Origin of the sequence: Arthrobacter sp. Y81 (assembly GCF_002929335.1) — a bacterium.
In the GTDB taxonomy this organism is placed as follows: Bacteria; Actinomycetota; Actinomycetes; order Actinomycetales; family Micrococcaceae; genus Arthrobacter.
Genome location: NZ_PJIL01000008.1, coordinates 1 through 13,831, shown reverse-complemented (window position 1 = coordinate 13,831; position 13,831 = coordinate 1). Strand labels below are relative to the sequence as shown.

Annotated in this window: 13 protein-coding genes; 2 read left to right on the top strand and 11 right to left on the bottom strand. The window is 65.5% G+C overall.

Features of this window, described 5'->3' with window-relative positions:
* Positions 1-20 precede the first annotated feature (20 nt).
* On the bottom strand, positions 21-2,663 hold the full coding sequence (gene polA / locus CXQ91_RS12045; protein ID WP_374953659.1) for a DNA polymerase I: 2,643 nt from the start codon (positions 2,661-2,663) through the stop codon (positions 21-23).
* Between the two features lie 223 nt (positions 2,664-2,886).
* Between polA and CXQ91_RS12040 the strand changes: the two genes are divergently transcribed.
* Positions 2,887-3,345, top strand: a complete 459-nt coding sequence (locus tag CXQ91_RS12040; protein ID WP_104174160.1) for a hotdog fold thioesterase — start codon at positions 2,887-2,889, stop codon at positions 3,343-3,345.
* Positions 3,346-3,402: 57 nt separating this feature from the next.
* Here the strand turns inward: CXQ91_RS12040 and CXQ91_RS12035 are convergent, their stop codons facing one another.
* The 10 genes from CXQ91_RS12035 to CXQ91_RS11990 form a co-directional block, all read right to left on the bottom strand.
* A complete protein-coding gene (locus CXQ91_RS12035) occupies positions 3,403-3,990 on the bottom strand; it encodes a dihydrofolate reductase family protein (protein WP_104174159.1) in 588 nt (195 codons plus the stop codon).
* Between the two features lie 13 nt (positions 3,991-4,003).
* Positions 4,004-4,873 (bottom strand): hypothetical protein, encoded by an 870-nt coding sequence (locus CXQ91_RS12030; RefSeq protein WP_104174158.1) that lies wholly within the window; start codon positions 4,871-4,873, stop codon positions 4,004-4,006.
* Complete coding sequence (locus CXQ91_RS12025) at positions 4,870-5,850, bottom strand: hypothetical protein (protein WP_146072331.1); 981 nt, start codon at positions 5,848-5,850, stop codon at positions 4,870-4,872. The genes CXQ91_RS12030 and CXQ91_RS12025 overlap by 4 nt, the downstream gene beginning before the upstream one ends.
* A gap of 224 nt (positions 5,851-6,074) precedes the next feature.
* Positions 6,075-6,296, bottom strand: coding sequence for a hypothetical protein (locus CXQ91_RS12020; protein WP_104174156.1), 222 nt, complete (start codon positions 6,294-6,296; stop codon positions 6,075-6,077).
* Complete coding sequence (locus tag CXQ91_RS12015; RefSeq protein ID WP_104174155.1) at positions 6,297-7,505, bottom strand: inorganic phosphate transporter; 1,209 nt, start codon at positions 7,503-7,505, stop codon at positions 6,297-6,299.
* A gap of 171 nt (positions 7,506-7,676) precedes the next feature.
* Positions 7,677-8,168, bottom strand: coding sequence for an HAD domain-containing protein (locus tag CXQ91_RS12010; protein ID WP_104174154.1), 492 nt, complete (start codon positions 8,166-8,168; stop codon positions 7,677-7,679).
* A gap of 45 nt (positions 8,169-8,213) precedes the next feature.
* Positions 8,214-8,897 (bottom strand): hypothetical protein, encoded by a 684-nt coding sequence (locus tag CXQ91_RS12005; RefSeq protein WP_104174153.1) that lies wholly within the window; start codon positions 8,895-8,897, stop codon positions 8,214-8,216.
* 110 nt (positions 8,898-9,007) lie between these two features.
* A complete protein-coding gene (locus CXQ91_RS12000; protein ID WP_104174152.1) occupies positions 9,008-9,877 on the bottom strand; it encodes a universal stress protein in 870 nt (289 codons plus the stop codon).
* A 203-nt stretch (positions 9,878-10,080) separates the two neighbouring features.
* On the bottom strand, positions 10,081-11,412 hold the full coding sequence (locus tag CXQ91_RS11995) for an erythromycin esterase family protein (RefSeq protein ID WP_104174151.1): 1,332 nt from the start codon (positions 11,410-11,412) through the stop codon (positions 10,081-10,083).
* Complete coding sequence (locus CXQ91_RS11990; RefSeq protein ID WP_104174150.1) at positions 11,409-12,791, bottom strand: MBL fold metallo-hydrolase RNA specificity domain-containing protein; 1,383 nt, start codon at positions 12,789-12,791, stop codon at positions 11,409-11,411. Before CXQ91_RS11990 ends, CXQ91_RS11995 begins: the two co-directional genes overlap by 4 nt.
* Before the next feature lie 172 nt (positions 12,792-12,963).
* Here CXQ91_RS11990 and CXQ91_RS11985 point away from each other — a divergent pair, with 172 nt between their 5' ends.
* Positions 12,964-13,794, top strand: coding sequence for a hypothetical protein (locus CXQ91_RS11985; RefSeq protein ID WP_181038865.1), 831 nt, complete (start codon positions 12,964-12,966; stop codon positions 13,792-13,794).
* Positions 13,795-13,831: the final 37 nt, after the last annotated feature.

The following is a 13,831-nucleotide window of genomic DNA, read 5'->3' as shown; positions in this document are numbered from 1 at the left end:
GGACGCAGGACCCGCTAACCCTAGTGGCCGGCGTCGTACCAGCTGGGACCGACGCCGATCTGGACATCCAGCGGAACGCTCAGGTCCGCGGCGGCTGCCATTTGTTCGGTGACAAGTTTCTCCACGGCCGCACGCTCCCCCGCCGCGACCTCCAACACCAGTTCGTCGTGGACCTGCAGGAGCATCCGCGACTTCAGGCCCTGGGCCGCCAGTTCGGCGTGCACGCCCAGCATGGCCCGCTTGATGATGTCTGCCGCCGAGCCCTGGATGGGCGAATTCAGCGCAATGCGTTCCGCGTTCTCGCGCAGCTGGCGGTCCGTGCTCGTGAGGTCCGGGAGGTACCGGCGGCGCCCTTCGATGGTGGCGGTGTAGCCGTCGATCCGGGCCTGGTCCACAACACCCCGGAGGTAGTCGCGGACGGCGCCGAACCGGTCGAAGTATTCCTTCATGAGGGTCCGCGCCTCGTCAACAGAAATCTCCAGCTGCTTGGAGAGGCCGAACGAGGTGAGGCCATAAGCCAGGCCGTAGGACATGGCCTTGACCTTGGAGCGCATGGCACTGGTCACCTGGTCGGTGGGCACATGGAAGATGTTGGAGCCCACGAACCGGTGCAGGTCTTCGCCGTCCTTGTACGCCTGGATCAGGCCGGCGTCCCCCGAGAGGTGGGCCATGATGCGCATTTCGATCTGCGAGTAGTCCGCGGAAAGCAGGCAGTCATAGCCATCGCTGACCACAAAGATGCCGCGGACGCGCCGGCCCTCCTCGCTGCGGATGGGGATGTTCTGCAGGTTGGGGTTGTTGGAGGAGATCCGGCCCGTGGCCGCGACGTTCTGCGCGTACGTGGTGTGGATCCGGCCGTCTTCCGTGACGGACTTCTTGAGCGTTTCCAACATCTGGCGCAGCTTCGACGACTCGCGGTGCGCCATCAGCTGGACCAGGAATTCGTGCCCGGTCTTTTCCAGCAGGTTCTTGAGTGACGCGGCGTCGGTGGTGTAGCCGGACTTGATTTTCTTGGTCTTCGGCAATTGGAGTTCGTCGAACAGGACGGTCTGCAGCTGCTTGGGCGATCCCAAGTTGACCTCGTGGCCGATCGCCGCGAAGGCAAGCTCCTGGGCGTTGTCGATCACCTTGGCGAGGTCCGCCAGCTGGTCGTCCATGCGCGGCATGTCGATGGCGATTCCCGCGAGTTCCATGTCGGCGAGAACCCGGCTGACGGGCAGCTCCAGGGTGGTCAGCAGGTCCGCGGCCTTGCGTTCCGTCAGTTCCGATTCGAAGTATCGGCTCAGGGTCTGGACCACGGCGGCCACCCGGACCAGCTCGCCGGCAGCCGCGGCGTCGTCGCCGTCGAACGACAGCTCAAGCTGGCCCGCCTTGGCGGTCTCGGGCGAGATGCTGATGTTGAGGTGGTGCTGGGCCAGCTCGGCGAGCTCGTACGTGCGGCGGTCCGGCTGGATGAGGTACCCGGAGATTGAGGTGTCATCCACCACCCCTTCCAGGCCCAGGCCACGGCTGGACAGGGCCTTGAGGGCCGCCTTGTAGCCGTGCATCACCTTCGGCGATTCCCCATCCCGCAGCCAGTCCGCCAGGACGTTTTCGGCTGCGGCGTCCTGCGCTGCGAGGTCGATGTACACGGCGGCGTCGTCACGGACAATGGCCAGTGCCGCGGCGTCTTCGCCGATCCGGCCGGGCACCAGGTCGACGGCGACTGCCGACCTCTTGCCGGCCCCCGCCGCCAGGAAGGCGCCCAGCTCGGCAGCATCCGCGGGGATCACATAATCCGGGGTGTCGATGCTCTCCCGCTCAGCGGATTCCACGTCCTCGCTGCTGTAAAGGGCAAACAGCCGGGTACGGATGGTCTTGAATTCAAGGTCGTCGAAGAGCTGCTCCAAGGCGGCCTCGTCCGGCCGCGGTTCCGCGAGTTCGTCCAGCGTAACCGGGAGTTCCAGGTCCGTGTGGAGCCTGTTCAGCCGCCGGTTGCGCTTGACGTCCTCAACGTTCTCGCGCAGCGAGTCCCCCACCTTCCCGCCGATCGCATCGAGGTGCTCCAGGACCCCCTCCAGGCCGCCGTATAGGTTGATCCACTTTGCGGCGGTTTTCGGGCCGACGCCGGGAACGCCGGGGAGGTTGTCCGCAGTTTCCCCCACCAGGGCGGCGAGGTCCGAGTACTGCGGCGGCGTCACAAAGTACTTCTCCTGGATGGCTGCGGCGTCCAACCGGGGAATGTCGCTGACGCCCTTCCGCGGGTACAGCACAAACACGTTGTCGGTGATGAGCTGGAAGGCGTCACGGTCACCGGTCACGAGGAGCACCTCGTAACCGGCCTTCTCCCCCATGGCGGCCAGCGTTGCCAGGATGTCGTCAGCTTCATAGCCAGGCATTTTGATGGTCTTGATGCCCCATGCCTGCATGACCTTGTCGATGAGGTCGATCTGGCCGCTCATCTCCCGGGGCGTTTCGTTCCGACCGCCCTTGTAGTCGCTGTACTCGGCCTTGCGGTGGGTGGTTTCATCCGACACATCGAAGGCCACGGCAACGTGGGTGGGCTTCTGTTCCTTGATCAGGTTGATGAGCATGGACGTGAATCCATGGATCGCGTTGGTGTGTTGCCCGTTCGCGGTGGAGAACTTGTCCGCCGGCAAGGCGAAGAAGGCGCGGAACGCCATGGAGTGTCCGTCCAGGACAAGGAGGCGTGGCTGGTCCGTGATGGGAATCACGGGAGCCTCGGTGGCGGAAACCGGCTCCGCGGTACGTGTGGTTTTCCGGGCGGGCTTGGCCGCAGTCACTGATTCGGAGTCAGGAGCCGGGAGGATGTCTGCTGCAGTGTCTGCCGAAAGGGGGGCAAGGGCCGGTTTGGTAGTTTCGCTCACAGGTGCCAGCCTAGTTCCCATGATGGACAATTTCACGCCCGGCCAGTTCGCGGACGAACTGATGGCCGCCGGAATCCCGGAAGAAATGCATGAATGGCTCGGTGGGTACGGTGTCGGCGCACTGGTGGTGAAGATGGGCATCCACTTCCTCGAAATGAGCCCGGAACGCACCGTTGCCACCATGCCGGTCGAAGGCAACACGCAGGTGGCCGGGATCCTGCACGGCGGCGCCCATGTGGTGCTGGCCGAGACGCTCGGCTCGTTCGCCGCCGGGATGCACGCCGGCCCGGGACGGCAGGCGCTCGGTATCGAGGTGGGAGCAACGCATCACCGCGCCATCGCCGCCGGCACGGTGACAGGAACCTGCACGGCCATCCACCTGGGCAGGACCCTGACCACCCACGAAATCGTGATGACGGATGAAAAGGGCCGCCGGCTGTCCACCGCCCGCATCACCAACCTGATCCGGGACATCTGACCCTGGCGATCCCGTCCTGACGGCGGCTTGACGACGATGGCCGGACCGTCCCTGGGCTCAGCCCGACGCTGCGCCCTGGGAGGCTGCACCCTGCGACGGCGCGCCGCCGAGCCGGTACCGCAGCTCCACAATTCCCCTGCCCATGGCGTTGGACGCCACCAGTTCCATCGGACGCATGGGACCGTCCTTGATCGGCAGCACGGGCTTACCGGCACCGAGCACCACCGGGATGATGGAAATGATGATTTCGTCCAGCAGGCCGGCCTCGGCGAACTGGGCCGCGAGCTCTCCGCCGCCCACCAGCCAGACGTTCTTCGCCCCCGCCTCCGCAGTGAAGTCATCCATGAACTCGCGGACGTCGCCCCGCACGAAGGTGATGTTGGCTCCCCGCGGCGCGGAGTGTTCGTGGTGCGTAAAGACCCAGCACGGGGTGTCAGGATAGGGCCAGTTGCCGGGCTCGTGCTCCATCAGCCAGGCGTAGGTCTCCCCGCCCATCACAATGCAGCCGACATCGGCCATGAACGCTTCGTAACTTTCCCGGCCGCCCTCGAATCCGTCGAACTCGAGGAGCCATGCCAGGTTGTCATCGGGCGTGGCAATGAATCCGTCAACGGACGAGGCCACGAAGTACTGAAGACTGGACATGGGCCAAGCCTAGTCATTTCGACTCGGGGTTCCCATACTCCACGCGCATGCCGGGATCGTCACGCAGCACCACGACCTTGCCGCTCCGGAGCGTCCAGCCCTCATTGAGCAGGAAGATGCGTCCGCCGCTGACCACGAGCAGCCGGAGGCCGGTGTACTGGTACACGGGATGATCTGCCGTGCCGCTGGACTGTTCGCGCACGTTGGGCGCACTGATACCCAGCCGGTCCTTGCTGTAGACAACGGCGGTGGGCAGGAGCATGGACCGCTGCTCATAGCTCACCGCCAGTCCCCGGCCGAGCGCCTGGGCGTAGTCTGAGGTGCCCCAGAAGAGCAGCAGGCTCACCAGGCAGAAGATGAGCGGCTTTTCGGATCCGCGGGAAAGTGCGGCAATGCTGCGTCCGGGCCCTTCCGTGGAACGCCGCCACAGGCTCAGGCCCCACGCGGCCAGCAGCACCCCTGCAGCCATGATGTAGGGGACGAACAGCACGGTCCGTTCCGGCTGGAGGATCACCACCAGCCACATGGCCGCGGCACAGGCCACCCCGGCAAACAGGATCACTGCGGCAAGCCGCCGGATGCCGGCGACGCGGCCGGCCGTGATGTGTCCGGCCAGGAACCGGTCCACGGCAAGCCAGAGGACGGCCAGAATCAGCACCCAGACCAGCGGGATGAACAGGGACGGGATACTCCTGAGGACGAAATCCTGCACGGTGTACCCGAAGAGGCTTACGTCCAGCCCCATTGCCTTCGCCTGGGCATCCGTCCGCGCCCAGCCAAAGTAGACCAGCAGGGCCGTCGAAATGGTCAACGGCGGGCCGATGACCGCCAGCATATCGACCGCGCGTTTCCAGCGGGGATCCCCCTCCGGTTCGCCGCTCATGACGGCGGCAGCAGCGGGGCTTCGGCTGCCGGGGGCCCGACTGTCGGAAGCCCGGTTCCCGGCGGCTCCGGCGGCGCCGTCGTGGTCGGCTCTGTTGGTGTGGGACCGGGCGACGTCGGGTCAGCATAGAACAGGACGGCTTCACCGTTCACCGGAGGTGTCGCCGCCACCGTCACACGCGCGGACTCGATGCCGTTTGCGGGCGGGGCGTAAAACACGAAGGGGCCGAACTGCGGGCCTTCGAATTCAACCGGATTGCCGTTCACTAAAACGTTGTCCACGTTCACGAAGAATCCCTCGAGCCGCACCGGCGTTCCCCCGCCCGCGGGGACGGTGGGAGCGGCCGCACCGGCATCGGGCCCGTCGAGGACCGTCAGTCCTGTCAGCCGGCGGGGGCAGTCGTCGCCTGCGCCTGCGGCATCCACGAGGAGTTGGATCCCCTGGTGTGCGGTCCGGAGATCCACGGCCTGCTGCAGGGATTCCGTGACCTTGATTTCCCAGCACCTTCCGGGTGGCAGGCTGGGGACACCGGCCAGCGCAGTCCGTGCCCGCTGCCAGTCCTGAGGCAGGTCTGTGGCCAGCGCAAGGCAGGTAGCCTCAGCAGCGGTCCACACGGCAGGAAAGGCCGTGTTGAGGGTGGAGTCCCGCAAACCTGCGCAGTCCCTGTGGCGGAGGAGTTCGTAAAGCGTTCCCTCCGGCGGGTCGGTGGGGGCGGCGGGGCCGATGGGGATCCAGCGGATGACGGGTGCGGCCTCTGGCGGCGGGCCATCGCCCGGTCCCGGCAACGGCGAAGCTGTTGGTTCTCCGTTGGTGGAGGCACTGCCCGAAGGTTCCGTGGCGGACGGGGATGCCGCCGTCGTCGTACTCTCCGTAGGTGACGGGGACGGCGGAGCGAAGCATCCACTGGTGAGGAGCAGCAGGCAGACGGCCACCGCGGTTCTTGCTGCTCGGGCAGTCGCCCCGGTTTGACTGTGCATGACAGACCCACCTGCTTGCGGTTCCCGGCAGGGGAACCGGCCTGGATAGAACCCTTCGGGAAGATTCCCGGCATCGGCCGGCGGCGGAGCCGGACCAAACACGCTGAAACAGTGTTAACTATTCCCCCGATGGGCAATATCCGCCAGAGCAGCCCCTTGCACTCCAGCCGTAACGCCTCAAGGACCGGCGCCTCCCGGGCGTCGGACCTGAGTGGAAGCGGCAGTTATTTGCTGAAGTACGGAATGATCAGATAGAGGCCAAACAGCACCGCGATGCCGCACAGGCCGAAGCAGGCGTAGGCCAGCGATTTCATCCACCGGGGCGTGGCCTGCTCGGGATCACCGGCGATGGCGGTGAAGCGGACTCCGACGGAGTAAAGTACAACCACCGTCACTGCGGCAATAAGCGTGGCGCCGGCAACCTGAATGAGTTCCAACCAGTGCATTTACTTGGCATCCTTCGACTTGTTGGCGCGGCTGGCGGCCATTGCCTTCTTCTTGCGGAAGCGGACCGCTTGTCCGGCCTCTTCGACTTCCACGGCATTGTGGTGGCCCACGTGGGATTTGCGGGACTGGATGAACATAAACAGGACTGCGCTGGTGCCGGCTACGGCAGCGATCAAAACGCCCACGACGCCGGTCTTGACCAACATGGCGGTGAGGGCGCCGACGATCCCGGCGGCGGGGAGCGTAAAGAGCCAGCCGATGGCGATGCGGCCGGCAGTGCCCCAGCGCACCGAGGTGCCCTTGCGGCCCAGACCGGACCCGATCACGGATCCGGAGGCCACCTGCGTGGTGGACAGCGCGAAGCCCAGGTGTGAGGAAGCGAGAATGGCTGAGGCGGTGCTGCTTTCCGCTGCGAAGCCCTGGGCCGGTTTGACGTCCGTGAGGCCCGAGCCCATGGTGCGGATGATCCGCCAGCCGCCGGCATAGGTGCCGATCGCGATGGCGAACGCGCAGGCTGCAATCACCCAGAACTGCGGGCCGGATCCCGGCTTCTGCGTTCCGGCAGCGATCAGCACCAGGGTGATGATGCCCATGGTCTTTTGCGCATCATTGGTTCCGTGCGCGAGTGCCACCAGGCTGGACGTGAAGATCTGGCCGGTGCGGAAGCCGCCGCGCTTCTGGGTGAGCTTGCTGCCGGTCTCCGGATCGTGCCTGGAGGTCAGCGCGTACGCCAGGCGGGTGCAGATGTAGGCCGCGCCGCCGGCGATGACCGGAGCGAAGATGGCAGGGAGGATGACCTTTTGCATGAGGGAATCGAAGTTCACCGATTGGATGCCGATTCCGGCGATCGCTGCGCCGATCAGGCCGCCAAAAAGGGCGTGCGACGAACTGGAAGGGAGCCCTTTCAGCCATGTGATCATGTTCCAGAGGATGGCGCCCATCAGCCCGGCAAAGATGATGTCCGGGGTGATCTGGATGCCGTCGGCCCCTTCCTTGATGATGCCGCCGGATACTGTCTTTGCCACTTCCGTAGAAAGGAACGCTCCGACCAGGTTCAGGACCGCTGCCAGGGCAACTGCCGTCTTGGGTTTAATGGCACCGGTGGCAATAGGCGTGGCCATTGCGTTGGCGGTGTCATGAAAGCCGTTGGTGAAGTCGAAAAAAAGTGCCAGCGCTATTACCAGCGCCACCATGAAGGTGATATCCACCTGTTGCCCAATCTGCAGAGTCGACGGTCAGCAGTTCCACTTTCCCCGTGCCCCGGCCGCACGCAGGATTGTTCCAGATGTTTTCTGGAAATTCATACGGTGTTGTTCGGAAGGGGCTTGAAACCCTAACGATCGTACGCGTCAACGCCGTGAGGACAAAACACCATGCGCTCAAAGGAAAGCACGCACGGCGTCCAGCTCGGCACGGGACAATCCCCGCCTGGGATGCGGGGAAATCAACAGCAGGCGGGTACCAACGATGGATGCCCAGGCGCGGGCCTCCGCTTCATAGTCGAGCTGGTCATCAATCCACACCGCACGGTCCGGCGCTGACGCCTCGATGTCCCGCTGCAGGGCCTGGAGTTTCCACCAGCTTTCGCCGCCGCCCAGTCCATCACTGGCAAGGACGGGCCATTCCTGCCCCGCGAGGCCGATCGCCGGGCAGAGATATTCAGGCGCCATCTCCTCCCAGCTGGTAAGCCAAACACACCGGAGACCGGGTCTCCTGGAGAGCGTGTTGAGGGACTCGACGAGCTCCCCGGCGTAGGCCACTTCCAGCAGGCCGGCGGCGGAAATCTGCCACCTGCTCCCCCAGTCCGTGGTACCTGCTGCCCCGAAAGGGCAGATCACGCCGTCCACGTCGAGGTACAGGGAGACATTCATCACGGCGTCGTCCCTCCTCCCCGGTGCAGAACGGGTGCAGTGCTGTCAGCGCAGCTGGATGTCGGTTGCCTCGCCGGCGCCGAGCACCCGTGCGACCTTTGCTTCCAGTGCAGCGATGGTCGGCCCCGGCAGGACGATCAGGCCTTCCAGCTCACGGCGGGCCCGCTTGTAGGCGGTCTGCCGTTCCGCCGGGGTCGCGGCCTCATCCTCGGCGATCCTCAGCAGCTTCCGTGCCTTGGCGAGGCGTTCGCGTTCCGGTCCTGAAAAGTTCCGGTCCTTGATGCGCCTGGCCTCCCGTTCGGCGACGTCGAAAGCGATCTGGAAACCGTTCACCGCGGCCCGGTACTCATCCATCCGGGCCTTGCTCGTGATGTCCCCCGGCGCCACCGGCCGCAAGCCGTCGGCCTCCCGCTTGGCGCGCAGGAAGGCTACCGTAAGCGGTTCGCGGACATCGGTCATCACCGGGTAGTCGATGAGTTTCCCGACGTCCAGTTCGTAGTCCAGCCAGCGCTTGTTGATGTCCGCATGGGTGTCCATCAGCAGCTGGACCTCCGCGGTGGTGGCCTGTTCCGCCTGAACGGCCTGGTGCTTGAGCTTGTACAGCTCCACTTTGCGCTGGTGCCGGCGCTCGCTCGCCTTCGACAATGCACGCAACCAGCCCCCGGCCATGCCGCTGAGCGGGAACACCAACCACCAATAGTGGGCGAAGAAATCCAGGAGGGGCTGCACGCTTCCATCCTCGCATCGCCTGCAGCCCGCCTCAATAGGATCGGGGAGCCGCTTCCCCGGCCCGGGGCGCTGGGATGTCCGCAGCGTCCCGGCGGGTATGGCTGGGCCTGCTAATCCTCGTGCTTGACCTTGTGGACCCTGGTGACCACCGTGGGGCACGGAACACGCAGCAGAACCGCATGCGCCGTGGAGCCAAGGACAAGGCGGCTGAATCCCCCGCGTCCGCGGCTGCCGATAACCAGGAGGCGCGCATTTTCAGCGGCCTCCACGAGGGCCTTGGCCGGATCTGTGTCCTTGTCCAGCAACTGGTTCACCACCAGGTCGGGGTACTTGTCCCGCAGCCCGGCCACCGATTCCGCGAGCACAATCTTGTCCTCTTCCTCAATGACTTCCGCCAGCCCGCTGGCCGGCATCCCGCTCTGCACCCAGCGGGCGGGGCGCCGGAAAGCCAGCACGGCTGTTAGTTCATCCCCCTCGCGGTCTGCTTCCGCCGCGGCGAAGGCTACGGCCTGCAGGGACTCCTCCGAGCCGTCCACGCCGACCACCACGCCGCGGCCCTCCGGCCCCTGATCCTGCGGAATAACCGCCACCGGGCTGTCCGACGCAGTAACGACCTGAAGCGCCCGGTCCGTCATAGGTCCTCCGTCGGCCCAATGGCGGTGGTGTGATCCGATGACCACCATGGAAGCGTCCTTGGACATTTCCTTCAGGGCTGAGCCGGCGCTGCCGTGCCGCAACTGCACGTCCACCACTACGTCGGGTTCCTTCTTCGCGGCATCCTCCTGCACCTGCCTCAGCAGCTCCATGCCTGATTCCCGGATCAGTTCGTGATACTGAAAGTCCGGGGACATCCACCGGTCATCCACGGCGTGGATGGCGATCACCGGGAGCTTGAGCCTGGCCGCCCGGTGCAGGGCCCACGACATTGCGGCCTCACTTCCCGTGGAGCCATTGATGCCGACGACGATTGGTTTGCTCATGCTGAATCCTGCTCTTCTCCATCGCTTTTTCGGATCAGCACGCCGAAGGCCGCTGACACCTTCAGTGTGCCCCGGGGCCGACGCCCGGGTTAGGGCCTTAAGCCCCTCAGCCGGCACGGTCGCGGAGGGCACCGTGCCGGGACTTGCCCAGGTGCACGTGCACCGGAGCGACTGCACGGGCTCCGCATGAACTGGAAGGCAGCTCAGAAGCCCGTGGGTTCCGTTTCGAACTCCGGCTCACTTGGCGGAGCCTCGTGATGGAGCGGACGAAGCGCTGAGGTCTGTTCCATCCAGATGAGGGCGTCGTAACGCCCACCCATCCGGGTGGGAACATAGTTACCGAATTCCCTGGCCGGGCGGTAGACAACCCCGATGGCCCGGTGACCCAGCCAGGCTGACAGCCACGGCCCGGACCTGTCCCTGCCGAATTCCAACAACGCCGGCGCGCCAAGGGCCCTGTGCAGCAGGTCCTCATGACTGCCGGTCCGGGCTTCCGGCACAGTGAGCACCCGTTCGGGGGAACCCCAGGCGTCCGCAGCCATCACTGTTCCCCGGTGCGATCCGAAACCCACCAGGGTCACGCCTTCGGAACCGTGGCGCTCGCGGAGCAACTGGCCCACGTTCACCAGCCCGTCCCGCGACATGTCCGTGGCCCGGGCATCGCCCACATGCGTGTTGTGCTCCCAGATAATCCCTTTGGACGCAGGGCCCAGATGCGCACTCAGCCGGTCCACCGTGTCCGCCATGTGACGGTCCCGGACGTTCCAGGACTCGCGGCTCCCCTGGACCATGATGCGGTAGTAATGCTCGGCATTGGCGGCAACCACGGCATTCTGCACCGCGTCGAACGCCTCCTCGCTTTCGGCGCGCGGTTCGTGGTTCCGCAGTGCAAGTGCCCGGTTCCGCACCTCAGTGAGCAGTGCAACCACATCAGCCTCGCACGATTCGGGGACCAGCCGGGTGCTCCAGGCGTATTCGTGCGGGTCCTCGTGATGGGGAAGGAAACACTGCCATGCCCGCATTGCAGCGGGAACGGCGTCGGGCTCGTTTTCCCCGAGCCAGCCGATGATTTCCCGAAGGGAATCCCACAGCGAGTAGACATCCAGGCCGTAGAAGCCCACCCGCTCCTCCGTGGGACGTTCCAGGTTCCAGCCGCGCAGCCAGTCAAGGAAGCCTGCCACTTCCTCGTTTGCCCACATCCAGGTGGGCCAACGCCCGAACCCCGCGAGCATGGTGTGCACGCCCATATCCTGCCCGCCTTGGCCCCGGACCCAGCGGTTGATCCGCCAGCAGTCGGGCCAGTCGCCTTCGACTCCGATCCAGCCGTAACCCTGCTCTTCGATCAACCGCATGCTCAGGCGGGCACGCATGGTGTAGTACTCGTGCGTGCCGTGGGATGCTTCGCCGATGGCCACAAAGCGTCCGGCGCCGGACGTGTGGACCAGCCGGTCAAGGTCCCGGATTCCATTGAGGGGCCGGGCCAGGGTACGGATCTCGTCGAGCATGCTCAGGACTGCACGGTTTCCGTTGGTCATGTCGGGTCCTCGAGCGAGATGCCTTCAAGGTATTCCGGAACGCGCACCCGCCAGCCGAGTTCGCGCTTGATGCGGATCCGGAGCGCATCGGACGCCTCCGGCTCGCCATGGGTGATGTAAGTCATCCGCGGTTCCCGCTCGGCGGCCCTCATCCACTCGATCAGCCCGTCGGAGTCCGCATGCGCGGACAGGCTTTCCATCTGGATCACTTCGGCGCGGATGCGAACGTCCTCTCCATAGATGCGGAGTTGCCGCACGCCGGCTGCGAGCGCGGCACCGCGGGTTCCGCCGGCCTGGTAGCCGCTGAGGATGATGGCGTTCTTCGGGTCGGGTCCGTATTCGGCGATGTGGTGCAGGATCCTGCCTCCGGTGAGCATTCCACTGGCGGAAATTATCACCATTGGCCCGCCGCGGAGGTTGAGCAGCTTCGAATCGTCCACCGTTCGGGTCATCTTGGCCACTTTGTACATGTCCTCGTACTCCCGCTGCTTCAGCCGGTGTTCATTGGGGTGGCGCTGGTACATCCCGGACGCGTCAATGGCCATGGGGCTGTTCAGGTACACGGGGATGTCCGGAATCGCGTTCTTGCGGCGGAGGCGGGACAGATGCAGCATCAGTGTCTCCGCCCGTCCGACGGCGAACGCGGCAATCATGATCACGCCGTTCTTCTTCGCCACACGGGTGATGATCTCCCCCAACTGCAGTTCAGGATCCAGGCTCGAGTGTTTGCGGTTTCCGTACGTGGATTCGGTAACGAGAATCTCAGTGGCGCCAAGTCCGCGGGGCGGAAACATCAACGGATCATCGTTGCGCCCCAGGTCGCCGGTGAAATGGACGGAATGTTGGCCCACGCCGAGCCTGATCTGGGCGGCCCCTAGAATGTGGCCGGCCGGCAGGAACGTCGCCGAGATGCCCCCTCCCAGCTCCAGCGGAGTGTCGAAGCCCTGTTCCCGGAAACTGTCGAGCGACCGGACCGCGTCCGCAGCCGTATAGAGCGGAACCGGCGGGCTGTGCCTGGCCGATCCGTGCTCGTAGGCGTACTTGGCTTCCTCTTCCTGCAGGTGCCCGCTGTCCGGCAGGAGCAGGGTGCACAGTTCGGTGGTGCCTTCCGTGGCATATACCGGCCCGCTGAAGCCGTCCCGGACCAGGGCGGGAACGTAGCCGGTGTGGTCAAGGTGCGCATGGGTCAGCAGGACGGCGTCGATAGAGCGTGGCTGGACCTGGAAGGGGATCCGGTTGCGGTCGCGGAGCACCTTGTAGCCCTGGAACAGCCCGCAGTCCACGAGGATGCGTTTCCCGCCGGCCTCAATCAGGTACCTGGATCCGGTCACGCTGTCTGTGGCTCCGAGGAACCGGAGTTGCGGGTGTCCGTGTTTCATGGTGCCCCCTGTTCCCGTCGGGCAGCGTTCCCGTTGAAGAGATGTACGTCCTAGCTTCCGCCTCTTCCGGGAGTCCCCGTAGGGCCGAAAGTCATGGCTGCCCGCGCGCTCCACCCGCCTTCCGGGAAGTCGCACCCGGCAGTACGCTGGAACCACCTCTTGGAGACGACGTATGGCAGAGCAGGACTTGATCACCAGCGCCCGCGCGGCGTTCGCCCGCAGGGACTGGCCCGCGGCAAGGCTTGGACTGTTGACCGCCAGAACCACCACTGACCTGGAGCTTCAGGACCTGGATGCCCTGGCCGAAGCCACATGGTGGTTGGGCAACATTCCCGAATCGCTGTCGGTTGCCGAGGAGCTGTACCGGGGCCTCACCGCGGGCGGAGACCGGCCCGCCGCAGCAATGAAGGCAATCGTCCTGTCACTGCAGTGGGGCATGCGCGGGGATCTTATGGTTGCCTCGGGCTGGCTCAACCGGGCACGGCGGCTGCTGCAGGACCTGCCGGAACGGCCCGAGCACGGCTACCTGCTCTATCTCGAAAGTGCCATGTCCCTGGATCTGGAGGAAGATCCCGGACCGGCGCAGGCGGCCGCTGACCAACTCGACTCCCTGGCCCGGCGCCTCGCGGACCCCACCCTGGGCTGCTTTGCCCGCGTGCTGGCAGGCCTGGCCGGCGTCCGTGCCGGGCGGACCGAGGACGGGTTCAGCGACCTGGACGAGGCCATGCTGCCGGTCCTGGCCGGCGACGTTGCACCCGTGTGGTCAGGGGACATCTACTGCACGGTCATCCACCTCTGCCATCAGCTCGGGGACCTTGCCCGAATGCGCGCCTGGACCGATGCCCTGGAGCACTGGACCGCGGGCCAGTCAGCCAACTTTGTGTACACCGGCGTGGCCCGGGTCCACGAACTGCAGCTGGTCAGCGCCGAAGGCGGCTGGGATGCGGTGGAAAGGGAACTAGGTGTATTGTCCACGGACGTTAGGAACGTGCGGCGTGGTTAGGTGACAAAAAGAAGACCTCCGAGTGGAGTGGGGCTTG

Bases quoted from the DNA above. Each gene is read 5' to 3' on its own strand.
- CXQ91_RS12020 (WP_104174156.1), bottom strand. From the start codon at position 6,296: ATGCACTGGTTGGAACTCATTCAGGTTGCCGGCGCCACGCTTATTGCC.
- CXQ91_RS11990 (WP_104174150.1), bottom strand. From the start codon at position 12,791: ATGAAACACGGACACCCGCAACTCCGGTTCCTCGGAGCCACAGACAGC.
- CXQ91_RS11995 (WP_104174151.1), bottom strand. From the start codon at position 11,412: ATGACCAACGGAAACCGTGCAGTCCTGAGCATGCTCGACGAGATCCGT.
- CXQ91_RS12010 (WP_104174154.1), bottom strand. From the start codon at position 8,168: ATGAATGTCTCCCTGTACCTCGACGTGGACGGCGTGATCTGCCCTTTC.
- CXQ91_RS12000 (WP_104174152.1), bottom strand. From the start codon at position 9,877: ATGAGCAAACCAATCGTCGTCGGCATCAATGGCTCCACGGGAAGTGAG.
- CXQ91_RS11985 (WP_181038865.1), top strand. From the start codon at position 12,964: ATGGCAGAGCAGGACTTGATCACCAGCGCCCGCGCGGCGTTCGCCCGC.
- polA (WP_374953659.1), bottom strand. From the start codon at position 2,663: ATGGCGTTCCGCGCCTTCTTCGCCTTGCCGGCGGACAAGTTCTCCACC.
- CXQ91_RS12035 (WP_104174159.1), bottom strand. From the start codon at position 3,990: ATGTCCAGTCTTCAGTACTTCGTGGCCTCGTCCGTTGACGGATTCATT.
- CXQ91_RS12030 (WP_104174158.1), bottom strand. From the start codon at position 4,873: ATGAGCGGCGAACCGGAGGGGGATCCCCGCTGGAAACGCGCGGTCGAT.
- CXQ91_RS12025 (WP_146072331.1), bottom strand. From the start codon at position 5,850: ATGCACAGTCAAACCGGGGCGACTGCCCGAGCAGCAAGAACCGCGGTG.
- CXQ91_RS12040 (WP_104174160.1), top strand. From the start codon at position 2,887: ATGATGGACAATTTCACGCCCGGCCAGTTCGCGGACGAACTGATGGCC.